Consider the following 22566-nt stretch of genomic DNA (forward strand, 5'->3'; position numbering starts at 1 on the left):
CTTTTTTTTATTATTATCGTCCCATCAAGAAAAACAAACTGTACTATTAATAAAAATTACCAATAAATTTTTCATTAAATTTACATATAAATAACACATTTTTTTTGAAAATGGTGTATAATGTACTTAAAAAATAATGAAACCGAAAGGCTGGGATACAGTATGGCGATTTGGCAAGTTGAATTAGACAGTAGAGATGTGAGTCAATATCGCAAGAAGTTGAAAAATCGCGGTTTTATCTCGGCGAGCTATTTTTCTTATAATGGCTTTGATCTCGATAAAATGAGAAAATTGGCCAAAGAAGGAAAAATTGATGCTATGCGCTGCATTATTGGAAAATCTATACGATGGTATTACTTAGAGCAACAAGCAGAAAATGCTCGGCTCAAGGGTGAGCTATACTAAAATCGAATATAGTCCTTCATATAGGAGAAATAGAGTCAGTGTTTCCTTGAAACAAAAGGAAGCACTGACTCTATTTCTCTTTTTTGTAGAACTAAAATTTATAAGTTTAAGGGAATGTTGAACGCAGAGGACGCAGAGGACACAGAGTTCGCAGAGAACACAGAGGGTTTTAACCCTAATTATCTTTTCTCAGCGTTCTCTGCGCCTCTGCGGTTCCGTTTACTTTATATGTTTTAAAAAACGCCCAGCGTTTTTCTTATTATTTTGTCGCTTTTCTAAAGGGTTTCGCCTAACTTTCGCGAAGTCATTGTCATATAAAGGCAAATAATACTCTGGAGGATAATATGACGAAAAAACGATATTATACTTGTCTCTTTGCTGGTGAGGCTGGCTACGGTGTTATGAGTGCCGGTTCTATCATTGCCAAGGGAGCCAATCGTAATGGTTTATGGTCTTTCTTAGTAAATGAATACCCTTCCCTGATTCAGGGTGGGCTGAATTCTTGTCTGGTACGTCTGGCAGATCAACCTCTTTCCTCTTATGAAGAAACTCTTGATTTCTTAGGGCTCTTCTCCCAACAAGGCTTTGATTATTATGCTGATAAGCTGAATCCAGGTGCGATTGTACTATATGACCCTGCGACTACTCAAGTGGATGAAAGTAAAGTCCCTGAAGGTACTTTACTGTATCCTGTGTCTTTAGCAAGTTTCGTTCCTAAGGGTGGAGCTAAGATCATGATCAACAGTGCCATGTTAGGAAGTTTTTGTGCTCTTACAGGCTATCCTAAGAGTGTGGTCATTGATGTAATTAAAAATGAATTCCATAATGCTAAAATACAGCAGGAAAATATTAAGATTTTAGAAGAAGTATATGAACACGTAGTATCATCTTTACCTTCCCAGAACGTTTTTCCCTTCACGTTTCATAAACATGCGGAACCCAAAATTCTCATTAACGGCAATGAGGCCATTTCCATTGCAGCGATTCAAGCAGGCTGCAAATTTTCTGCTGGTTACCCCATGACACCAGGCTCAAGTGTTTTAAGCTATTTAGCTGATCATGGCAGAGACTATGGTCTAGTTTTTAAGCAGGCCGAAGATGAAATTGCCGCTATTAATATGCTCATTGGCGCTTCCTTCACGGGGATACGTTCTATTGGTTCTACCAGCGGCGGCGGCTTTGCCTTAATGGTTGAAGCCTTAGGTTTTGCTGCAATAGCCGAAGTGCCCTTGGTTATAGTCAATGCCCAAAGAGGAGGTCCTAGTACTGGACTGCCAACACGAACTGCACAGGCTGACTTAAATTTTGTCGTCTATGCCTCTCAGGGAGAGTTCCCAAGGATTGTGATGGCTCCCGGCGATATCGAAGAATGTTTTTATGAAACATTTCGGGTTTTTAATCTCGCAGATAAATACCAAGTGCCATGCATTATTTTAACTGATAAATATTTGGCTGATTCCTCTGTTTCTCATCCCCTCTTTGCTACTGATCATTTAACAATTGATCGCGGCAAACGGTTTGAAAAAAACGCCGATCGCCAAGAACCTTATTTGCGTTATCAAAATACCCCTGATGGCATTTCAACAAGGGCCTTTCCGGGGCAAATCGGCGGCCGCCATATTGCTACCAGTTACACTCATGGCGAAGACGGTTTTTATAGCTCGGGAAATAAGGAATACGCCCTTAACGAACCAACTGTAACAAAAGAGAGCATGGATAAATTATATAATAAATTACCCGCTATGGAAAAAGAGATCCCTGCTATTAAATTCTATGGTCCATCGGAAGCTGATGTAACGATTATTGCCTGGGGCTCAACGAAAGGAGCCATCTTAGAAGCCATGGAGCAAGCAGCGAGCCAAGGAATTTGCGTAAACTTTTTGCAGGTTCTCTATATTTCTCCATTTCCAGCCACCGCTGTTGAACCACTTTTGCAAAAAGCCAAGAAAACTCTCCTCATTGAAGGCAATAAGACAGGGCAGCTTGGCGGCATTATTGCTGCTCATACGGGGTACAAAGCGAACCATTCCTTCTTCAAATATAACTCTCGTGCTTTTGTGCCTTCAGAAATTCTTGCAAAGATCAAGGAGGTGCTTGTCTAATGAGTGCTCATGATATTAATTTATCCTATGTTCCCACCTGGTGTGCTGGCTGTGGCAATTATGGCATCATTAATTCACTAAAAAAAGCCCTGACCTCCCTTAACTTGGATTTAGAACAAACGGTACTAGCTACAGGGATTGGCTGCGCCAGTAAAATCAGCCAATATGTGAATACCTATCGCATTGAAACCTTGCACGGCCGTTCTCTGCCTGTAGCCACAGGAATCAAATTAGCGAATCACAATCTGACTGTAATTGCCGAAGGCGGCGATGGAGATGGAATGGGGCTCGGAATGGGGCATTTCATCCATACGGCAAGACGCAATTTGGATATTACTTATTTTATTCATAATAACCAGATTTACGGTTTAACCAAAGGACAAACCTCACCGACTAGCGATTTAGGAGCTGTCACAAAGTTTACCCCTGCCCCCCTTGGCAATGTGGAACAGCCTATTAATATAGTAAAAATGGCATTAAATGCAGGAGCTACCTTTGTAGCACGAGGCTTTGTCGGCAATAGCGCTCAGTTGGTTTCTCTCATGGCTGAGGCTATTAAGCATCCCGGATTTGCCGTAGTTGATATTCTCCAGCCTTGTGTTACTTTTAACCATGTGAATACATACCCATGGTATCAGCAGCGTGTTAAAGTCATTGAAAATATGGAAGGCTATGACCCCACCAGCCTAGACAAGGCTCTGTCTTTTGCTGGCTTATGGGGGGAACAAATCCCTATAGGCTTATATTATCGTACAATACGTCCTACCTTTCATGAATCTCTGCCCCAGCTTTCTGAGCAATCTCTGATGCAGCAGAAGATCGATAATGTGGATATAACAGGACTGATGAAGGAGCTCTATTAATAACCTAGACGAACACACGTAGCACATCCCATTGGCAAAAGCATATTTCTTTAACGATAAAAGCACGCCGGAAGGCGTGCTTTTCCTTTATTCTTATACGTTATCCCATTATCTGACTAAATCATAAGTTACGCAGACAGGACGACCTGTCCTTGGTTCCTTAACGATCTGTGCATCAATTTGAAAGACTTCTTTTAATACATGAGGTACCATGACCTCATCAGGCGTCCCATGGCAGATGATGTTCCCGCCCTTGATTGCAATCATATAATCGGCAAAGCGAGCCGCTAAATTTAAATCATGTAGGACCATCACAATGGTATAACCCTGCTTTTTGTTAAGATCACTTAAAAGCTCCAGTACCTCCAACTGATGAGATAAATCAAGGTAAGTAGTAGGCTCATCAAGCAGAATAAGATCTGTCTGCTGCGCCAGTGCCATAGCAATCCACACACGCTGACGCTGTCCGCCGGAAAGGGTATCCACAGAACGATGTTCCAATTCTGAAAGCTTTGTCACTTCCAGGGACCAGGCGATAATCTTTCTGTCATTCAAGGCGAGCTTGCCGAAGCCCCGCTGATAAGGGAAGCGTCCATATGCTACTAATTCTCCCACGGTCACCCCATGAGGAGCGGTAGGACTTTGTGGCAGAATCGCCATTTTTTTAGCAATTTCCTTAGTCGCGAGGGTTGTAATATCCTCTTCATTTAAATAGACCGCTCCCGCTTTAAAGCGCAGAATACGCCCCACTGCCTTAAGAACACTCGATTTTCCACAACCATTAGGACCGATGATGGTGGTAATTTTCCCATAGGGGATTTTCATATTTAAAGCTTCTACAACGGTACTTTCATCATAGGCGATTGCTAAATTTTTTGTTGTGATACTATTCATGGATTACACCTGCTTTTTTAAATGAATGTCGACACTCTATCTTCCACTTTTCGCTAGCAGATATAGAAAATAAGGTGCGCCCACAACTGCAACAACAATACCTGTCGGTATCTCCGAGGGCTGCACAAGAGTTCGGGCCAGTATATCCGATATGGACACCAGCAAGGCACCTGTCAATGCACAACACGGCAATAAAATCTGATGCCCTAGTCCCACGAGGCGGCGTGCTAAATGGGGAGCTATCAGTCCGACAAAACTGATATTACCGCTAACGGCGACACAAGATGCCGCCAATGCCACTGCAGCCGCCAATAACATCCTTCGCTCCCGTTCTACAGATACACCCAGACCCCATGCAATTTCCTCACCAACACCTAGTACATCAAGAACCCGTGCCTTGAAAAAAACATAAGGAACCAGTACTAGCAACCATGGCAGCAGTGCTATGACAAACTTCCAACTAGCGCCCCAAATGCGCCCTGCCTGCCATACTGTAACAAAATTAAACTGACTCTCGTCCAGAAGAATAACCAAAACAATCATAGCAGCACTGATTCCTACCTGCATACCTACTCCCGTTAAAATCAGGCGCAAAGGCGATAATCCCTCTAGATTTTTGTAAGCTAATAGGTAAATCAGCACTGCCGCAACACCGGCGCCAATCAGTGCCAGAAAGGGCAGCGTGAATACAGAAAGGGCCGTTTTGGTCGGAAAAAGCAGGACAAATAGTACAACCATCAATCCAGCACCAGCGTTAATTCCTAACAGTCCAGGGTCAGCCAGCGCATTTCTGGCTATTCCCTGAATGATGCATCCTGAGAGGGCAAGTCCCGCACCGACCAGCATAGCAATGATGATACGAGGCATTCTAAAAGTAAACAAGACCAGATTCTCTTTGTCACTGCCACCTCCAAGGAGGATGCGTAGAAGATCATGAAACGTTAAGTGGGTATAGCCGGATTTCATGCTGAAGATGATTGAAAGAACTAGTAAAATCCCTAGTACAAGCAGCACAGCAATAAATTTTGAGCTTTTTTTCTTCTTTTGCTGGCCCGTAGAACCCATCTATGCCTCCCTCCTTTGTTTACGTGCTAAGTACAGGAAAAAGGGGACACCGATGAGGGCAATGATAGCACCGATTGGTGTTTCATGCAGAGGATTAAGCATCCGTGCACCCAGATCTGCCAACACCAGCAGCAAGCTCCCCAGCACTGCCGAGGAAGGAATGATCCATCTGTAGTCTACCCCTACCAAATAACGAGCAATATGGGGAATAATAAGACCGACTAAGCCCACAGGCCCTACCACTGATACGGAGGCTCCTGCCAGTACTAAGACAACAAGAGCAGCGGCGAACTTTACACTGTTCACCCTCAGTCCCAGCCCCTGAGCGATTTCCTCTCCTAAGCTGAGCAGCGAAATGGAGCGGGAAAGCAGGATCGCTGCAAATAATGTCACTACTATACACGGAAACAGGATGCGAAGCTGCTGCCACGTCGTACCCGCAACACCACCTGCCGTCCAAAAGGCTATATCCTGTGCGACACCAAAATAAATAGCAATGCCATGGCCGATTGCTGCCAGCAGCGCACTAACAGCAATTCCTGCCAACACCAGCCTCATAGGAGTAGCTCCTCCCCGCTGCAGGGAGCTAATTCCATACACCATTCCGGCACTAATCGAAGCACCGAGAAAAGAATATAAAATGATGTAGCTGTAAGATAGACCGGGCACAAAGGCAAAACAGAGAGACAGCATAAAACTTGCTCCTGCATTAAGACCCATTAGGCCGGAATCCGCCATGGGGTTCTGCGTGATTCCCTGCATCACTGCACCTGCCACAGCTAAAGCAGCCCCTACTAACGCACTTGCCAACACACGAGGCAGACGTAAATCCTGTATAATTAAATGCTGCATTGAACCGGGAGTAAAATGCATTAGTGCGTCCCATGCAGCAGACAGAGGCATCTGCACCACGCCCTGTGTAAGGGAGAATGCCATGGATATCACCAGCACACAAAGTCCAACTACAATTACTAACAGTGCTCTCCAAGAACGATCTGTTTTTTTTACAAAGAGATCTGAACGAACAGCGTCATTTGTTGAAACTTTCATCTATACCATCACCTCCTACCGTTTATTCAGCGCTTAGTAATCCTTATTAAGTACTGAATTGAGCGTGATGAAGACGGCTGTATATTCCTTTTTCAGCTAGCAGTTTTTGATGGCTGCCTTGCTCTGCAATACCTTCTGCTGTAACTACGATGATACGATCCGCATTCTTAATTGTCGCCAGCCGATGAGCAATAACGAGAGTTGTCCGTCCTTTGGACAGCTCTGCCAGCGCTTTTTGAATTGCCGTTTCTGTTTCCGTATCCAAAGCAGAGGTGGCCTCATCCAGTATAAGAATCGCAGGATTCTTGAGAAACATGCGGGCAATAGAAAGCCTCTGTTTCTGTCCACCGGAAAGTTTCACGCCACGCTCGCCGATAACGGCATCCAGACCGTCCGTTTGAGCACGGATAAATTCATCCATTTGAGACCGTACTACCGCTTCCCATATTTCGTCCTCTGTTGCATCCATTTTACCGTACAGGATATTTTCCCGAATGGTTCCAGCAAATAGAAATACATCCTGCTGCACAATACCAATTTGCTGTCGGAGAGATTGGAGTTTAATTTTATTAATATCGATTCCATCAATGGTGATACTTCCGGATAATACCTCATAAAAGCGAGGCAGCAGGCTGCACAGAGTAGTCTTTCCTCCGCCGGAGGGTCCTACAAAAGCCACCGTTTCGCCTGAAGGTATGAAAAGGTCTACATTCTCCAGCACAGGGCATTCTTCCTCATAGGCAAAGCTCACGTTGTTGTAGCGAATATTTCCTTGCAGATGCGGTGCATCAACAGCGTCGGGTGCATCAACAATATCTGGATGGATATCCATAATTTCTACAAAATTTTTAAATCCGGCAACGCCTTTGGGGATTCTCTCAACCAGAGTGCTAATCATTTGAATAGGGCGGATGATGACATTGATGAGTAGAATAAAACTGAACATTTGCCCACTAGTCAACTCTCCTTGTAAATAGAACCAGCTTCCTCCTGCTAACGCGAATAAAGATAGAAATCGCATAAGCAGGTAGCTAATCGCTGTGCTGGTGGTGAAGATCTTAAATCCTTCCATCTTGACCTTGTGGAACCATTGATTATCTGAAATGAACAGCTTTTTTTGATGCTCCTCATTCGTGAAAGCCTGCACCACACGGATGCCTCCCAGAGCGTCCTGCAGCCGGGCATAAAAACACCCTACGCTAGCAAACATCTGCCTAAAAGCACGGGTCATCTTTTTAGCAAAAACAAAGATAACCACCATTAAAAGCAGCAATAACAACAGCGTTATCAGTGACAGCTTCCAGCTGATGGTAAACATCACTCCTAATGCACCAATCAGTGTGATGATGATGATAAACACATGTTCTGGTCCATTATGAGCCATGCTCCCCACATCCATTAGATCATTGGAGATACGTGACATCAACTGACCAGTCCTATGGGTGTCAAAAAAACGGAAAGATAATTTCTGCATATGACTAAACAGCTCATTGCGCATGTCGGTCTCTATATTGAGTCCTAGCATATTCCCCCAGTAATTGATTACAATATTAAGTCCCGTATTGATGACATAGACGCTTAACAGACCTATGCATGCTAAAAGTACCCAGTGCCAGTTGCCGCTAGGCAACAATTTGTCCACTACTTGCGCGACCGCCAAGGGAAAAACCAATTCCAAAGCAGACATGATTACCGTACAGGAAAAATCTAATAAGAATAGCCCCTTGTAGGGACGATAATAACTAAAAAACCGACGAACCATTAAAATATTCTCGCTCCTTTTTCAAAAATAGCGCAACCATTATAATGTGATTTGTCGTCAGATCTATAAGGTTGCTAATGACTTACTTTGTCAGAGTTTTGACAACGCTTTTAACTCCATACTCTGTCGCAACGATTCCCACTGTAAAGCCCGATCGATCTACAAAATAGACATGCCCCCCTTTCACTGCCTGCAAGGCACTCCATATGGAGTTGCCCTTCAAATCCTCAAGTTTTTTTTCAATACCCGGAACTTTCATTAAAAAGATGTGATCAGGATTCAGTTCTGCCAGTCTTTCCAGGGAAATCCTCCCTGTCCTTTCAGGATAGCCATTCGGGGCGTGCAATCCCAAACCACTTTGATCATCAAAATACGCGGGATAATTCTGCTTGCCAAAAACACCAAACGAACCTTTATCAGCCAATGCTAAGAATGCAAATGTTTCCTCTTGGTAGGGTAAAAGTTTATCTCGTGATTGAACAATCAGCCACTCAAGCTGCGCGATACGCGCCTCTGCATCCTGTTCTTTGCCAATCACTTTTGCAATTTCCCGGGGCACACTTCTCCAATCAAGGGAAAGCGGCTGTGTATCTAACAAGACAACAGGAGCAATCTTGGATAATTCATCATATATCTCTTCGTTATATCTTGTACCAATGATTAACTCAGGTTCAACATCAAGCAATTTTTCAAGATTAATACTGGTTTGGCTTCCCAAGTCAATTAGAGAATTCGCTGCCAGATACGGTTTTAGTGAATCCCATTGTGACATAACAGTAACTTGAGGTGCTGCAACAGGTGGTGCATTCAGTGCAAACATCGTTTCTACAAGCGGGAAAGCCACCATGGCAATTCGCTGGGGCTGCTTTTCAATACTAATTTTATTACCTTTTGAATCTATGTAAGTCCGAGGGAAAGCTGCTTCTTTTCCCGGCATTTCACTACTGTCAGATGATGGTTTGGAGGCAATATTTGTTTTCGGCTGGTAGCTGCATCCTACTAATCCTCCCGTAACTATCCCTAATGACAGAAGTATTACAACTATTCTTTTCATATGCCTCCTCCGTTTATTTGCCGTCACATTTCTAGCATTGATAATGAAATTCGACATCACTACAGTACTATACCAAGTTAAAAAAAAAGTAGGAATAGACATATTCCTAAATTACCCCGTATTTTTTTCTAAAAAGTTTCGCAACGTACTAGGTGAGGTACCTGTACGCTTTTTAAAAAGCTTGCTAAAATAATAAGAATCAGAATAACCGACATAATCAGAGATTTCTGATACGGAGCAAGTTGTAGTGCATAGTAATTCTTTGGCGCGTTTCATCCGCTGTGATATTAAATATTCATTTGGACTCATCTTCACGTGTTTTTGGAACAAATAAGCAAATTGCTTACTGCTCAAACCATACTGCCCAGCTAATTTTGGAATGGTCAGCTGTTCCATGTAGTGATTGTCCATATATTCAATTGACTGCTCGACTAGCGACCGTCCACTTTCCTTTCCCCGATTTGTCGAACATGTCAAAACTTCATCCATGACACTTAAGAATAATGATTTCGCCCGCAGAGCCTGCAGGTTACTCGGCATTCTGCAGGTGTGGCAAAGTCTTTGCAGCATATCATTAATCCGCGGACTGTAGCCCGAGTCTAGTTCATAATGGGATAATGCGTAAGGAAATGTGTACTTTTCACTGTCAGGAATTTTATAGTGTATCAGCACAAATTCCCACGTTGACTCCCCAAGAACCTCTTTGTCCAACGTCATTCTAGGTCCTGCATGAAAAAATCTGCCGGGTTCCATTTCATAAGTCACACCCTCGAAAGTCATTCTTGCCTTTCCTCGCAAGGGAAAAATAATTCCTGAGGCTGCTGCAGTATAGGTTGCAAAACTTTTTCTGCCTGGTTCTATCACAAATCTACCCGCGTCGACAATATTAAATGATATCCGGGAAAAACCGTCTGCCATATCATCAATGTTAACCTTCATTGTACATGCTCCTCTTCATTAGAAATAAAATAATTACAGAATTATTTTTTATTGTTATCTATAAGAAACGAATTAACTCTATGCTTACAATGTTCGAAATATAATTATGACAATGAATATCATTATCATAATTGAATAAGCCCCAATTTGTCAATCAATCTCCCTTAAGAATACTGGGTTCAATGTTCATTTTTTAATATAAAATAGTATTCTCAATTAAAAACCACTGGAAAAAACACATGCTAACTTTGAAATATCTCCATTTACTTCAACTTTTTTACTTGGTATGATGGTAAATACATTGATTAATTTTCGATATTATGAAAGCATATCGCAGAAAGAAGGTTTGTTATTGAAAAAAATTGCTATCTATGGGAAAGGCGGTATTGGGAAATCCACGACAGTGTCCAATGTAGCAGCGGCTATGGCCTGTATGGGGCTCCGTGTGATGCAAATCGGCTGCGACCCTAAGGCTGACTCTACCCGCAACTTAACAGGTGGACAGTCCATTCCAACAGTGCTGGATGTTTTGCGACAAAAAGGTGACGCCATGTTGAGCGATTTCTTAGTAGAAGGAGCTTGCGGCGTTTTTTGTGTGGAAGCCGGTGGACCAGTTCCGGGGGTAGGCTGCGCGGGGCGCGGTATTATCACTGCCTTTGAAAAACTAGCGGAATTAAACGCATTTGAACACTATAAGCCAGATATTGTACTTTATGATGTACTAGGAGATGTTGTTTGCGGTGGTTTCGCCATGCCGATCCGCGGGGGCTATGCCGATGAAGTCTGCATCGTCACCTCCGGAGAAATGATGTCGCTGTATGCTGCTGCCAATATCACTCAAGCGGTCAAAAGCTTTGGAAAACGTGGATATGCCACACTCCGCGGGCTAATCCTCAATGCTAAAAACATTGACAACGAAGAATCTTTAGTCGCACAGGCTGCAAGTGAAATGGATACGCAAATTCTGTATCATCTCCCACGCGACCCACTGGTCCAGCAGGCAGAAGCACAGGGTAAAACTGTGACGGAGGCTTTTTCATCTAGCCCTATGGCCGTGCATTATCAAACCCTAGCGGCTCTTTTATTGGAGGATTAGCTAATTAATTTCAGTCCGATTTGAAAGGAGCAAGAATTGTGCCCGTTTTACATGACAACAGGTTGACCCACCTAAAAAAATTATCTACCGTCCAGTCAAATAAGGGCGTTCATTTTCTAACCCCCGCTGCTTTTCCGGGCAGCCACTGTCCAATGAACGCTGCAGCTCGTTTAGCTGGCTCAATACAAGGGCTGTCCTCCCTAGTAATAGGCACACAAGAATGTGCCTATTACAGTCGATTGGTTCTTCGAGACTCCTATGGCAAAGCTGGCGAGCTGCATTGGATGTATGTTCTCGATGCCAATGAAGTGGTATTCGGCTGCCGAGAAGGTCTGAGCCAGGCACTGGCTGAGATGGATCAAGCAGGTGCAAAAGCCCTATTGCTGATCGTCACTTGCCTGCCAGACTTAATCGGCGAGGACATGGAAGCGATGATCCATGAGCTCCAGCCTAAACTAGCAGCGCGCCTTATTTCTATATCTGCGCCTCATTTTGCCTGTAACGGTCACCCTTCTGGTGTTTGGCGCACCTTAGAAGCGATGGCTGGCATTATGCAGCAATGCACTATGATTCCCCATAGTGCGAACCTCCTGGGTTTACACGCCGCATCTGCGTCAGAAATACCTCTGCTAAATTCCTTGTCTACTGCCGGCGTGAAGCTGCGAGGCTTAGGTCCAGACAGCATGCTGGATGAGTTTCTCAGTGCACCGGATGCAGCTATGAATATTGTTCTGTCCCCTTATATGGCTCCCTTAGCAAGGCGTATGGCCAATGACTTTAATACCCCTTTTGTTTCTTTGCACGATACGTACGGCATAAAAGACATTGATACAGCCTATACGCGCATTGGGGAACTTTTAGGTTTGGACTTGGGCGATGCTTTCACTAAGGGGCGAAACGCATTGAAGAAAGCAGAGGAAAGAGCTGATGCCAAGCTCAGAGGGCTAAGCTTTTTTGCAACTGATATATCCCTTGACCCCATTCCATTATCTGCTTACCTGTCCACCCAAGGCATGAAACCTTTGCTGCTGCATATTGAAGAATTTTATCAGGAAGACAGGCAGTGGGCACAAGCCATGCAAACCCAGGGACACGACCCCTTAGTGTGCCACCGAGTCAATAATTTAGCTGAAATATCCGCTTTTAAAATACTAAAACCTGCTTTTAACCTAGGACCTGTACCGCCCTCACTGAAACAGATGATACCTCATGTTGGCCAGCTGCACAAAATGAACGGCACCTTTGGCTATGAACGCACCACATGGCTGCTGGATAAAATACTACAAGCTCTAAACACACCTGCATCAGATGTATTGAAGGAGATGATTTAATAAATGGGATTGCACCGTTTTCATCCTACGCCATCTGGACGCATGGGTACCTTGTGGACGCTTTCTACTATACGCAATGCAGCACTAGTAGAGTTTGGCTCTATGGGGCATATGCTTTATGGACGGGCAACATTAAAAAGAATGGGGAAAAATCCAGATTGCAAGCTGTATTCTACCCATATTAATGAAAGTGATATTGCTATGGGTGAAACCAAGCGGCTGACCCAAGCAATTGCTGATATTGTTCTCAGAGATCAGCCCCGGGTAATTTTTGTACTCCCCTCCACTATACCGGAAATGATTGGTACTGATTTATCTGCCCTGTGCAGGGAACTACAAACCAGTTATCCCCATGTACGGCTGCTGCCCTTTGGTGCCGGTGGTTTCAATGTCGAACTGCATCGTGGTGTGCAGGAGACTTTGCTTTTGCTGGCAACAACACTTCCCCAGGCTGTACCGCCCACGCCAAATCCCACTTTTAACCTTATCGGGTCCTGCACTGACCTATTCCAGTTTAACGCAGACGCCCAGGAAATTGTAAGAATAATGGAGGGGGCTTTCGGAATAAAGCCTTTATGTATAATGACTTCGGACACATCCGTTGAAGATATAGAGCACATGGGCGGTGCCCATATCAATCTGGTAATTCGCCGGGAAGGCCTGTCCGCTGCCTGCCATTTACAACAGAAGTTTGGTACCCCTTTAGTAGAGGGCCGCCCTTATGGCATGCAGGGTACATACTCCTGGCTAGAGCAAATCGCTCAACTACTGGATAAGCCCATCAATCAAAGTTTTATTTTGCAAGAACAAGCTGAAGCACAACCCATTATGGAAATCGCCCCTGGCTTTTTCTCTCATCAAAAAAAACCAGTGGAATTGTCCATCGGCGGCCATGCCGATGTAGTTACAGGAATCCTTACTTATGCCTGCAGCGAACTCGGACTTACCCCAGGTCTGTGCTGGTGTGATAGTCCTGCCATGGCGACAGAAGATCTGCCCTATTGGCAGGAAGCACAATGGTCACAAGCAGTAACTGACACACATCAGGGTCTGCTCATGGCCAGCGGAGAAGTACTGACCTGGGCCGGGCGCAACAATTTGGCGATGCAAATTGCCAATCCTAGCCGTGGATGGCAAATGTACCCCTATTCTCCACCGTATGTGGGATTTCGCGGTGCAATGAATTTGGCGACCATGTGGATGAATGAAGTCGTACGAATGCTCTAAATTCAATAACACCCCTTTACCACATTGGTAAAGGGGTGTTATTGTTTACTTCTTATTAGCGCTAAGCAGCGAACTTGCGCCCTGATCTAAAAACCAAAATAGTTCACCGTTTTCGGGTGCAATCATTTGAGATGGCAATCTCAAATGATCCTGAGGCCCCTCTAGCACTTCACGCACAATTTGAGCTTTACTATCCCCTGTCACTAAAAATGCAATCGTCCTGGCCTGATTAATAAGGGGGGCTGTCAAGGTCACACGATGACTGTCAAGTTCTGGTAAATACACATGACCAGTCCAATGTTTTTTTTCTCGCAATACAGAAGTGTTAGGAAATAAAGACGCTGTATGCCCATCAGATCCTAAACCAAGAAAAATAAAATCAAACTGAGGCTCCGCTTCTGCAAAGGTCGATGCAATTACTTCTTCGTATTCCTTGGCTGCTTGCTCAGGAGTTGAATTGCACACAATGGGATAAATTTGTTCTTGAGGGATTGGCACATGATCTAAAAATGCCTTTCTGGCCATAAGCTGATTGCTGCGAATATCATCTGCAGGCACATATCGTTCATCCCCCCAATAGATATGTATCCCTTCCCAAGGTATCTGATGGGAGTAAGGAGGCTTTGCTAACATTTCATATATTCTTTGCGGTGTTTGCCCGCCGGCTAAGGATACAGTAAACCGACCTCTTTCTGCTACTGCCAAACATGCCTTTTCTAAGAATAATTCAGCAACTGCGCTCCCCAGAGCATCTACATTCTCATATATTGTAATCATGTTTTTCTTCCTTCTTTTCTATCGAATTCCAAGCAGGCAGGAACCAACCATGTTCTTCCATCCTGGGTAATCAACTCTTCAGCAGATTTAGGCCCCCACTCACCAGGTGCATAATTGGGGAAATCTGCAGGAGAAGTCTCTTCCCAATGTTCTAATACGGACTCTAATACAGACCAAGCTGTTTCTACCTGATCATTTCTCATAAACAGTCCAGGATCGCCACGCACGACGTCTAACAGCAATGTTTCATACGCCTCGGGAGAAGAGGACTGAAATACTTCCTGATAGGTATAATGCATTTCCACAGGTTTAATCTTCATTCCCGGTCCCGGCTCTTTTGCCTGTGTTCGCAGCATAATACCTTCCTTAGGCTCAATTTGAATCGCCAGACGATTGGACTGCATAACCTTATCAGTAAAAGGATGATGTGGTACCGGTCTAAACTGCAGGGAGATCTCAGAAACACGACCCGGTAAATGCTTACCTGTACGCAAATAAAAAGGCACTCCCTGCCAACGCCAATTATCAATAAATAACTTCATTGCTACAAAGGTTTCTTTGCCTGAATCAGCAGCTACATTTTCTTCTTCTCGATAAGCAGGTACTGAAAGACCGTCTACCACGCCCTTGCTATATTGACCCCGAACAGCAAACTTTTCTACTTCATCTTTGCCTATCGGACGAATCGCATTGAGTACATCCACTCTCTTGTTACGAACTTCATCAGCCTGAAAGGAAGTAGGAGGCTCCATCGCCACCAGGCACATGACCTGTAATAGATGGTTCTGCAGCATATCACGTAAAGCTCCAGCTCCCTCATAATAGCCCCCGCGCTTGCCGACACCGACTTTTTCTGCCACTGTAATCTGAACATGGTCAATAAAGCTGCGGTTCCAAATCGGTTCCCACATGGCATTAGCAAAACGAAATGCCAAAATATTTTGTACGGTTTCTTTCCCTAAATAATGGTCAATGCGATAGATCTGCCCTTCATCAAAGACCCCTGTTAATACCTGGTTCACCATTCGGGCAGATTCCAAGTCTCTGCCAAAAGGTTTTTCTATGACAATGCGATAGCTTGTTTTTCCGCGAAAAACCTCCTGCTGTCCTAACTGCTCCACAATTTCTGTAAATAAAGTAGGAGGAGTCGCAAGGTACAATACCTTATTAGCAGACTTATACCAGCCTTTATTTAACTCTTCCAAAAGAGATTTATAGGTTTTTTCATCATGATAATCAGCTGCCGTATAGGATATATTAGCTGCAAATTTTGACCAATCTTCTTCCTTGCTTTTACCCCTGCGAGAAAATGCATCCACACCTTTACGCAATTGCTGACGAAACATTTCATCGTCGGACGCAGTACGTGCAATGCCAATAATGCAGAAAGGATCAGGCAATAATCCATCAATAAATAAGTTGTAGATAGCAGGTATAATCTTACGCTGCGTTAAATCCCCGGATGCACCAAAAATAACAATTACAGTTGGTTCAATTTTCATATCACGCATCATCTATTTCATTCCTCCATTCCTTTATACAGATTATGAAGTTATCCTTCATCTAACCTATTCATTACAGCATTTTTTTTCGAATACTCTTCCAATACTATAACAATTCTTTATATTATTATTAAACTCCTTGTTCTTCAGTATCTTACCCAATTTATTTTAATACCAGCCTTTAGTCCCTGTTTGAAAAAGCAAATGCATTTCAAAGGATTATCCGCTAAAATAATACATATCTATATATTTCTCGATAAATTTTTTATCCATTAAAATAAGGAGCTTTTATGAAACTATTGCTGATTGAAGACGAACAACGGCTTGTTGAAGCCCTCTCTTATTTATTGAAAAAAAATGGCTATGTCACAGATATCGCTATGGATGGAGAAAGTGGCGTAGAAATGGCGCTAACCGGCATTTATGATGTCATAATCTTAGATCGAATGCTCCCCAAGCTAGATGGTATTTCCATTCTACAAGAATTTCGTCACCGGGGCTTTGATACTCCAGTCTTATTCCTGACTGCCAAAGATTCCCTTAAAGACCGAATTGAGGGATTAGACGCAGGTGCTGATGATTATCTGGTTAAGCCTTTCTCATCCGAAGAACTGTTAGCACGGCTAAGAGCTTTAGCTAGAAGAAAGACGAAAGAGCTTATCAATCAAACTATCACCGCCTCAGGAATGACCTTTGATCCGTTGCGGGGTGAAGTTACCAAGGGTTCCCAAATTATTCAACTTAGTGTGAAGGAGTCCCTGCTGCTCGAACTGCTTATGTATAATCAAGGGCAGGTCATTACAAAAGAACGCATTTTCGAAAAGATTTGGGGCTATTATTCAGGAACTGATATCGCAAATGTAGATCTTTATATTCACTATTTGAGAAAAAAACTAAGTACATCCGCCATTAAAACAGTACGTGGCGTTGGTTATTTATTCGAGGAGAACTAACATGTTTCACAAACTACGTTTACAGCTTGCGATTATTAACTTAATTATCATTGCTGCACTTTTTTTAATTTTAACAGTAGGTACCTATCTTTTTGCTGAAAACCAAATGAGAAATCGTGCCTTCGGCATGGGAATCAATTTTATATCCGACATACAAGCGGGCTTAATTAACGACATGCCGGATCGCGACCCTCGGGATCAAGGCAGACATCCTCCTCATGACGAATCTCCTCAATCACCAAGGCAGCCACTAGGCCAACCACCAGAACATCCTCTTGTTTTTTTCGTCAAAACAGGCGCTGACAATCAGATTTTTTTTACCTCCTCTACCCAACCCCTGGATTCTGCTTCTTTATCCACTCTTGTGCAAGAAAGCCTACGCCAAAAAGAAACAACTGGAACGATTTCTTTACAGGAAAGCTATTATTATTATGTAAAAACGCCTTTGCAAGACCAGTCAGGAATGATTGTCCTCTTTCGGAATTTTGATCATGAAAAGAACTTGCTTCACAGTCTCATCACGGCTTTAATCATCGTTGGCATCCTTTGCTTACTCTTATCCCTTGTCGCAAGCCTTTACATGGCGAATCGTGCTATGATTCCCATTTCCAATGCCTGGGAGCAGCAAAAAGATTTTCTAGCAGACGTCTCCCATGAATTACGTACCCCATTAACCGTCATGCAGACGAATTTAGAAATCGTCCTCGATAATCCAGATGGAACCATCGCCAACCAAAGTAAATGGCTGCATAACATTAAAGAAGAAACCGACTCTATGGCTAAATTAATAACCTCCTTACTCTTTTTAGCACGTGCGGATTCGCAGCAGCCATTACTAGAAAAAAAGCTTTTTTCCCTAAATCAAACGATTCTTCGTTCAACAGAGGCACTCGCTCCTTTAGCTGCTGCCAAAGGGATTACTCTTGAGCTTTCCATTGCCCCAGAAATCCAGTTTCATGGTGATGAAGGCTCTATGAAACAGCTTGTCAGTATCTTCTTTGATAATTCAATTCGCCATACCCCTTCTGGTGGGAAGATCTTTATATCCCTATCTCAATCAAAAAAAGAAATCCTCTTCACTTTTACTGATACGGGAGAAGGAATTGAAAATATCCATTTAGAGAAAATATTTGATCGATTTTATCAAGTAGACAAATCCCGCTTTAAAGGAGGTACAGGATTGGGACTTTCCATCGCCAAGCTAATCGTGGAAACTCATGGAGGTTCGATTAAAGTTTCCAGCCAGCTTACATTAGGAACAAAATTCTGCATAAAATTCCCCATATAAAGCAATCGTTTACTTTGTTCTTTTAACCATAGATTACAGCAAAAAAACAGTACCCAAGCGGCACTGTTTTTTATTTTTTATGCAAATAGAATTTCTGGCAGCTAAAACACCATTTTTTACCTCGAATAACAATGTCCGTATCGCAAAAACTACAACCGAAAAGTATAGGTAGCGATATGGAAGGATGACAATCGTTCTGATGGATCTTAGTATCATAATTCCTACTTTTAATGAAAGAAATAACGTTAAGATCATTGCTGAGAAAATAACTACTCTATTACAAGGAAGTAATTCTTCCTTCGAAATCATTTTTGTCGATGATAGCCTTGATGACACACCTGTCCTTTTAGAAGAACTCTGTCAGCAATATAAGGAAGTAAAATATATTCACCGCCGCAATGAAAAAGGCTTAGCATCTGCAGTTGTTAAGGGGTTCTTACATTCTCAAGGCAATCAGATCATCGTTATGGACGCTGATCTTCAGCATCCTCCTGAATTACTCCCTTTGATGATCAAACGACTGGCACGCTATGATGTTGTCATTCCTAGCCGCTTTGTTGCTGGTGGCTCAGATGGCGGCTTAAATATAGTACGCAAATTAATCTCAGGGGTTGCCAGGGGAATTGGCTATATTTTTATCAAAAAGCTGCGCTGTATCTCTGATTCTACCAGCGGTTATTTTGGTTTTAAGCGAAGTGTCATTGAACAAGTGCAGTTAAATCCCATAGGCTGGAAAATACTTATTGAAATTCTGGTAAAGGGAAGATATCAAACTGTACATGAAATACCTTATTCTTTTGTGGCGCGGACAGCAGGAACATCAAAAATGAATTTAAATGAGCAATTCAATTATCTAAAACACATCGGACAACTTATGATGTATCACCCTGAACACCGTAAATTTTATTATTTTTGCATGATTGGAACCTTGGGAGTCTTTGTCAACTTATCATGTTTACATTTTTTTCTGCATTTCTTGGGAATGGAAGAATTAACAGCTTCAGTTTATGCATCCTCCATTGCCATGCTTCATAACTTTATGTGGAATCACAAAGTAACCTGGAAAGAATGTAAACAACAAACTTTATGGAAGCAAATGATGCAATTTCCCCAGTTTGTATTAATCTGTAGTCTGGGGATCGCCATTACCACCTTATTTACCCAAGCATTTCTCTTTCTAGGGTGGAATATCTATGCCGGTCAGCTAACAGGTATTGCCGTATCTATCCTCTGGAATTTTTCTGCTAACAGCAAATGGACATGGTCTGCTACGTATTCACAAATCAATGCTGATAAAGAAAAATTAATTGTAACCCAGGAATTGCCTAGTAAAGAAAACTGTATGCAAGTAGAATTTTAAAACAGAAAGGGTTCCATTACATGAAGTTTCCGTCAAAAACCGTATGGTTTGCTTTTTTGATCCACACACTCATCATTTTTATCTCCTACCGATTAGCTGATTACTTACCTTCTCACCCTCCAATAGGATTTGTAGATCAATCCTTATATCCTATGCCTCCCTTTATCGAAAAATTGATCCGCTGGGATGCCCATTGGTATACCTATGCCGCTGGACATGGATATGATGCAAAATCGATAGTCTTTTTCCCTATGCTCATTATATTGATAAAAGGCTTGTCTTACTTAGGTTTACCCATCCCCTTTGCTGGTTTATTACTTTGCAATGTATTTGCATTCATCAGTTTCTGGATTATGGATATAACCTTCCGTTTAGATTTTTCTCCAGAACAAGTTCACTATTCTCTCTTATCTTATGCTCTAATGCCGACTTCTTTTTTTCTAAATAGTATCTATACAGAATCTCTATTTATCACCTTTTCCCTTTTTTGCATCTATTTTTCTAGAAAAGGTCTGTGGTGGTATTCGGGAGTAGCGGGTGCACTAGCCACTTTAACCAGAAATTTGGGGATCTTTCTTTTTATTTTTTTACTTTATGAGTTCTTTAAAAAGAAGTCTCTTCCTACTAACTCATTACCTGCTATGATTCCACTTTTCCTGCCGCCAATTGCTCTATCCTGTTTTATGCTGTACAACTTCTATCTATTGGATAATCCGATTGCTTTTATAACTACCCAACAAGACTGGGGAAGACATTTTGAACTGCCCTGGCACAATATTGCAGCTAATATCCCTATGACTTTTTTCAATGATCCTTATAGTCAGCCTGGACTTGCTTTAGATACATTCCTCACGGTCAGCAGCCTCATTGGTCTATGTTTGCTCACATTTCTGCCACAGTTTAAAATTCCTACCTCCTACCTCTTAATCGGCTGGCTATGGTTTCTCATCCCTCTCTGCTCTACTGCTCCCAGTCTCCCTCTATACAGTGTCTCCCGTTTTATACTCCCGATATTTCCTCTCTATCTTTTCTTTGGACAGATTTCCCGCAAATCCTATTATTGCTATCTTGCTATCAGCGCTTCTGTTTTATTAGTATGTACTTCTTTATTTATGAATTGGTATTGGATTGGATAATTGGTTTATATTGCTATTTTATGTTAAATTTCAATCACATAATCATGTTATAAGTGGGGGAAAATATATTTGGACTCAAGAATCAATAATAAAATTTAAAGGGGGCATACAACATGGCTACAAATGATAAAAACAACAAACAATCTAACTCTTCAGCAAACAAATCCAATGCAAACCAAAGCAACTCTCAATCTACACAAAATCAAAATGCACAGAATAAGCAAGCGCAAAGCAAAAGCCAATATGGTACGTTAACTGCTACTGCTGATGCCAATAATGATTATTCAAATTCTGCACAAAGTCAGCAATATGGCAGCCAAGCTGGAGCATCTTCTGCCTATACTGGCAACAGCTACGCAAGCTCAACTCAAAATCAAGCAGCAAATAAAACACAACAAAGCAAAAACCAATATGGTACGTTAACTGCTACTGCTGATGCTAATAATGAATATTCAAGTTCTGCACAAAGTCAGCAATATGGCAGCCAAGCTGGAGCATCTTCTGCCTATACTGGCAACAGCTACGCAAGCTCAACTCAAAATCAAGCAGCTAATAAAACACAACAAAGCAAAAATCAATATGGCACCCTTACTGCCAAAGCAGATGCTAATAACGACTATACAGAATAAGATTCATACAAACTGTTTTTGAAACGCGAAGATGCGAAGACGCGAGGAAAAAAGGACACGAAGAAATATTATTTCTTCGTGTCCTTCCTAAATTCTTCGCATCCTCGCGTTTAACCGTTTTTCTGTTTCCATGCCTAAGAAGGATCCTTTACCACTAACAAAACCCCACCAATAATGAGTGCTGTTCCTATCCAAAAGCCGATTCCCACTTGCTCCCCAAGAAAAAAATAACCAAGCAGGGTTCCGACCAGCGGCTGGAAAAAGAAATATACTCCTGCACGGGTAGCATCAACAAGCTGTAAACCTTTATTCCAGAAAAAGAATGCTCCTGCTGTCGATACGATGCCTAAATATAATATGCCGCCCCACACCAAAGGCTCCAGCAGCACATGCTGGATTTGCACCAGGTTGATATTTGTAATTACAAGAGGCGTCATTGCCAGGGTTGCTGCCAATATTGCATAGGTTGTAATTACAAGCTGTGAATAACCACTAGGCACTTTTTTTACCAAAACAGACATAAAGGCCCAAGTTAAAGCTGCTCCTCCTAGAATCATGCCGCCAAGTTTTGAGGAAATGCCGACATCACCGACTCCAATAATACATAACACACCGATCGTCGCTAAGCAAACCGATATTCCCTTTCGCAAAGTTATCGTCTCTTTTAAGAGTATCTTTGCAAAGATAACCATGAAGGCTGGAGTTGCAGAAGTAATAATGGCTCCCATTTGAGCAGAAGACAGCTGCGTCCCTGCAAATTGGGCCCAAATGGAAAGAAAGTAGCCAACTAGACCAATCAAAAGGATAAGGGGTATATCTTTTTTATGAATTTTCCAGGATTGCCCTGTTGCTGCACCAAAGGCAACAAGAGTGAGTAAAGCCACGATATAGCGAAACCATACTAATTCTAGAGGAGCAATCATTGTAAGTACCATCTTACTTACTACATACATGCCACCCCAAATACTGGCGGCCAACGTCAAGTATATCGGACCAAGATATTGATTTATCATGTGTGTTCCCTCCGTCTTTTACGATTAAAAAAGTTACGCTAAACGGAAGGAATACGCTGCGCAATCCATCCGCTTAAGAAAGGAGTGCACTGGGAACATCATTTTCAAATAAAGGTTTAA

The 22566-nt window shown here is 42.5% G+C and carries 20 protein-coding genes; 11 read left to right on the forward strand and 9 right to left on the reverse strand.

The window, feature by feature from the left end:
• The first annotated feature begins 162 nt into the window (after window positions 1-162).
• The 3 genes from FR7_RS17570 to FR7_RS17580 all read left to right on the forward strand — a co-directional run bounded on the left by FR7_RS17570 (window position 163) and on the right by FR7_RS17580 (window position 3370).
• Window positions 163-405, forward strand: coding sequence for a hypothetical protein (locus FR7_RS17570; protein WP_007937106.1), 243 nt, complete (start codon window positions 163-165; stop codon window positions 403-405).
• Window positions 406-749: 344 nt separating this feature from the next.
• Entirely contained in the window at window positions 750-2507 is a 1758-nt protein-coding gene (locus tag FR7_RS17575) for a 2-oxoacid:acceptor oxidoreductase subunit alpha (RefSeq protein WP_007937107.1), read from the forward strand.
• A complete protein-coding gene (locus tag FR7_RS17580) occupies window positions 2507-3370 on the forward strand; it encodes a 2-oxoacid:ferredoxin oxidoreductase subunit beta (RefSeq protein ID WP_007937108.1) in 864 nt (287 codons plus the stop codon). The genes FR7_RS17575 and FR7_RS17580 overlap by 1 nt, the downstream gene beginning before the upstream one ends.
• Before the next feature lie 108 nt (window positions 3371-3478).
• Here the strand turns inward: FR7_RS17580 and FR7_RS17585 are convergent, their stop codons facing one another.
• The 6 genes from FR7_RS17585 to FR7_RS17610 form a co-directional block, all read right to left on the reverse strand.
• Entirely contained in the window at window positions 3479-4264 is a 786-nt protein-coding gene (locus tag FR7_RS17585) for an ABC transporter ATP-binding protein (protein ID WP_007937109.1), read from the reverse strand.
• 36 nt (window positions 4265-4300) lie between these two features.
• Window positions 4301-5329 (reverse strand): FecCD family ABC transporter permease, encoded by a 1029-nt coding sequence (locus tag FR7_RS17590; RefSeq protein WP_007937110.1) that lies wholly within the window; start codon window positions 5327-5329, stop codon window positions 4301-4303.
• The gene (locus FR7_RS17595; protein WP_007937111.1) at window positions 5330-6379 is read right to left on the reverse strand and encodes a FecCD family ABC transporter permease; all 1050 of its coding nucleotides are present in this window, start codon (window positions 6377-6379) and stop codon (window positions 5330-5332) included.
• Between the two features lie 46 nt (window positions 6380-6425).
• Entirely contained in the window at window positions 6426-8141 is a 1716-nt protein-coding gene (locus FR7_RS17600) for an ABC transporter ATP-binding protein (RefSeq protein WP_007937112.1), read from the reverse strand.
• 82 nt (window positions 8142-8223) lie between these two features.
• Window positions 8224-9195: an iron-siderophore ABC transporter substrate-binding protein gene (locus FR7_RS17605; protein ID WP_007937113.1), complete on the reverse strand. Its 972-nt coding sequence runs from the start codon at window positions 9193-9195 to the stop codon at window positions 8224-8226.
• Window positions 9196-9306: 111 nt separating this feature from the next.
• Window positions 9307-10134, reverse strand: a complete 828-nt coding sequence (locus FR7_RS17610; RefSeq protein WP_007937114.1) for a helix-turn-helix domain-containing protein — start codon at window positions 10132-10134, stop codon at window positions 9307-9309.
• A 352-nt stretch (window positions 10135-10486) separates the two neighbouring features.
• On the opposite strand from FR7_RS17610, the gene FR7_RS17615 reads away from it, so the two are divergent.
• Genes FR7_RS17615 through FR7_RS17625 form a run of 3 tightly spaced genes read left to right on the forward strand, consistent with a single transcriptional unit; the run spans window position 10487 to window position 13788 of the window.
• On the forward strand, window positions 10487-11230 hold the full coding sequence (locus FR7_RS17615) for a nucleotide-binding protein (RefSeq protein WP_007937116.1): 744 nt from the start codon (window positions 10487-10489) through the stop codon (window positions 11228-11230).
• A 38-nt stretch (window positions 11231-11268) separates the two neighbouring features.
• Window positions 11269-12561 carry a nitrogenase component 1 gene (locus FR7_RS17620; RefSeq protein WP_007937117.1) on the forward strand — a complete coding sequence of 431 codons (1293 nt, stop codon included), beginning with the start codon at window positions 11269-11271 and terminating at the stop codon, window positions 12559-12561.
• Between the two features lie 3 nt (window positions 12562-12564).
• The gene (locus tag FR7_RS17625) at window positions 12565-13788 is read left to right on the forward strand and encodes a nitrogenase component 1 (protein WP_007937118.1); all 1224 of its coding nucleotides are present in this window, start codon (window positions 12565-12567) and stop codon (window positions 13786-13788) included.
• Window positions 13789-13833: 45 nt separating this feature from the next.
• On the opposite strand, the gene pgl is transcribed toward FR7_RS17625, so the two are convergent.
• Window positions 13834-14565, reverse strand: coding sequence for a 6-phosphogluconolactonase (pgl, locus tag FR7_RS17630; protein ID WP_007937119.1), 732 nt, complete (start codon window positions 14563-14565; stop codon window positions 13834-13836).
• Entirely contained in the window at window positions 14562-16079 is a 1518-nt protein-coding gene (gene zwf, locus FR7_RS17635; protein ID WP_007937120.1) for a glucose-6-phosphate dehydrogenase, read from the reverse strand. Before zwf ends, pgl begins: the two co-directional genes overlap by 4 nt.
• Window positions 16080-16357: 278 nt before the next feature.
• Between zwf and FR7_RS17640 the strand changes: the two genes are divergently transcribed.
• The 5 genes from FR7_RS17640 (at window position 16358) to FR7_RS17660 (ending at window position 21433) form a co-directional block, all read left to right on the forward strand.
• Window positions 16358-17020 carry a response regulator transcription factor gene (locus FR7_RS17640; protein ID WP_007937121.1) on the forward strand — a complete coding sequence of 221 codons (663 nt, stop codon included), beginning with the start codon at window positions 16358-16360 and terminating at the stop codon, window positions 17018-17020.
• Between the two features lies 1 nt (window position 17021).
• A complete protein-coding gene (locus tag FR7_RS17645; RefSeq protein WP_007937122.1) occupies window positions 17022-18308 on the forward strand; it encodes a sensor histidine kinase in 1287 nt (428 codons plus the stop codon).
• A gap of 184 nt (window positions 18309-18492) precedes the next feature.
• Window positions 18493-19668, forward strand: coding sequence for a glycosyltransferase (locus tag FR7_RS17650; RefSeq protein ID WP_237715593.1), 1176 nt, complete (start codon window positions 18493-18495; stop codon window positions 19666-19668).
• A 20-nt stretch (window positions 19669-19688) separates the two neighbouring features.
• Window positions 19689-20804, forward strand: a complete 1116-nt coding sequence (locus FR7_RS17655; protein WP_007937124.1) for a hypothetical protein — start codon at window positions 19689-19691, stop codon at window positions 20802-20804.
• Window positions 20805-20917: 113 nt separating this feature from the next.
• A complete protein-coding gene (locus FR7_RS17660; protein WP_007950239.1) occupies window positions 20918-21433 on the forward strand; it encodes a hypothetical protein in 516 nt (171 codons plus the stop codon).
• A gap of 134 nt (window positions 21434-21567) precedes the next feature.
• On the opposite strand, the gene FR7_RS17665 is transcribed toward FR7_RS17660, so the two are convergent.
• The gene (locus FR7_RS17665; protein WP_007937127.1) at window positions 21568-22446 is read right to left on the reverse strand and encodes a DMT family transporter; all 879 of its coding nucleotides are present in this window, start codon (window positions 22444-22446) and stop codon (window positions 21568-21570) included.
• Window positions 22447-22566 lie beyond the last annotated feature (120 nt).

Origin of the sequence: Pelosinus fermentans DSM 17108 (genome assembly GCF_000271485.2) — a bacterium.
GTDB classification, from domain to species: domain Bacteria; phylum Bacillota; class Negativicutes; order DSM-13327; family DSM-13327; genus Pelosinus; species Pelosinus fermentans.

Bases quoted from the DNA above. Each gene is read 5' to 3' on its own strand.
- FR7_RS17640 (WP_007937121.1), top strand. From the start codon at position 16,358: ATGAAACTATTGCTGATTGAAGACGAACAACGGCTTGTTGAAGCCCTC.
- pgl (WP_007937119.1), bottom strand. From the start codon at position 14,565: ATGATTACAATATATGAGAATGTAGATGCTCTGGGGAGCGCAGTTGCT.
- FR7_RS17585 (WP_007937109.1), bottom strand. From the start codon at position 4,264: ATGAATAGTATCACAACAAAAAATTTAGCAATCGCCTATGATGAAAGT.
- FR7_RS17625 (WP_007937118.1), top strand. From the start codon at position 12,565: ATGGGATTGCACCGTTTTCATCCTACGCCATCTGGACGCATGGGTACC.
- FR7_RS17590 (WP_007937110.1), bottom strand. From the start codon at position 5,329: ATGGGTTCTACGGGCCAGCAAAAGAAGAAAAAAAGCTCAAAATTTATT.
- FR7_RS17605 (WP_007937113.1), bottom strand. From the start codon at position 9,195: ATGAAAAGAATAGTTGTAATACTTCTGTCATTAGGGATAGTTACGGGA.
- FR7_RS17645 (WP_007937122.1), top strand. From the start codon at position 17,022: ATGTTTCACAAACTACGTTTACAGCTTGCGATTATTAACTTAATTATC.
- FR7_RS17655 (WP_007937124.1), top strand. From the start codon at position 19,689: ATGAAGTTTCCGTCAAAAACCGTATGGTTTGCTTTTTTGATCCACACA.
- FR7_RS17580 (WP_007937108.1), top strand. From the start codon at position 2,507: ATGAGTGCTCATGATATTAATTTATCCTATGTTCCCACCTGGTGTGCT.
- FR7_RS17610 (WP_007937114.1), bottom strand. From the start codon at position 10,134: ATGAAGGTTAACATTGATGATATGGCAGACGGTTTTTCCCGGATATCA.
- FR7_RS17575 (WP_007937107.1), top strand. From the start codon at position 750: ATGACGAAAAAACGATATTATACTTGTCTCTTTGCTGGTGAGGCTGGC.
- FR7_RS17650 (WP_237715593.1), top strand. From the start codon at position 18,493: ATGACAATCGTTCTGATGGATCTTAGTATCATAATTCCTACTTTTAAT.
- FR7_RS17600 (WP_007937112.1), bottom strand. From the start codon at position 8,141: ATGGTTCGTCGGTTTTTTAGTTATTATCGTCCCTACAAGGGGCTATTC.
- FR7_RS17660 (WP_007950239.1), top strand. From the start codon at position 20,918: ATGGCTACAAATGATAAAAACAACAAACAATCTAACTCTTCAGCAAAC.
- FR7_RS17595 (WP_007937111.1), bottom strand. From the start codon at position 6,379: ATGAAAGTTTCAACAAATGACGCTGTTCGTTCAGATCTCTTTGTAAAA.
- FR7_RS17665 (WP_007937127.1), bottom strand. From the start codon at position 22,446: ATGATAAATCAATATCTTGGTCCGATATACTTGACGTTGGCCGCCAGT.
- FR7_RS17570 (WP_007937106.1), top strand. From the start codon at position 163: ATGGCGATTTGGCAAGTTGAATTAGACAGTAGAGATGTGAGTCAATAT.
- zwf (WP_007937120.1), bottom strand. From the start codon at position 16,079: ATGATGCGTGATATGAAAATTGAACCAACTGTAATTGTTATTTTTGGT.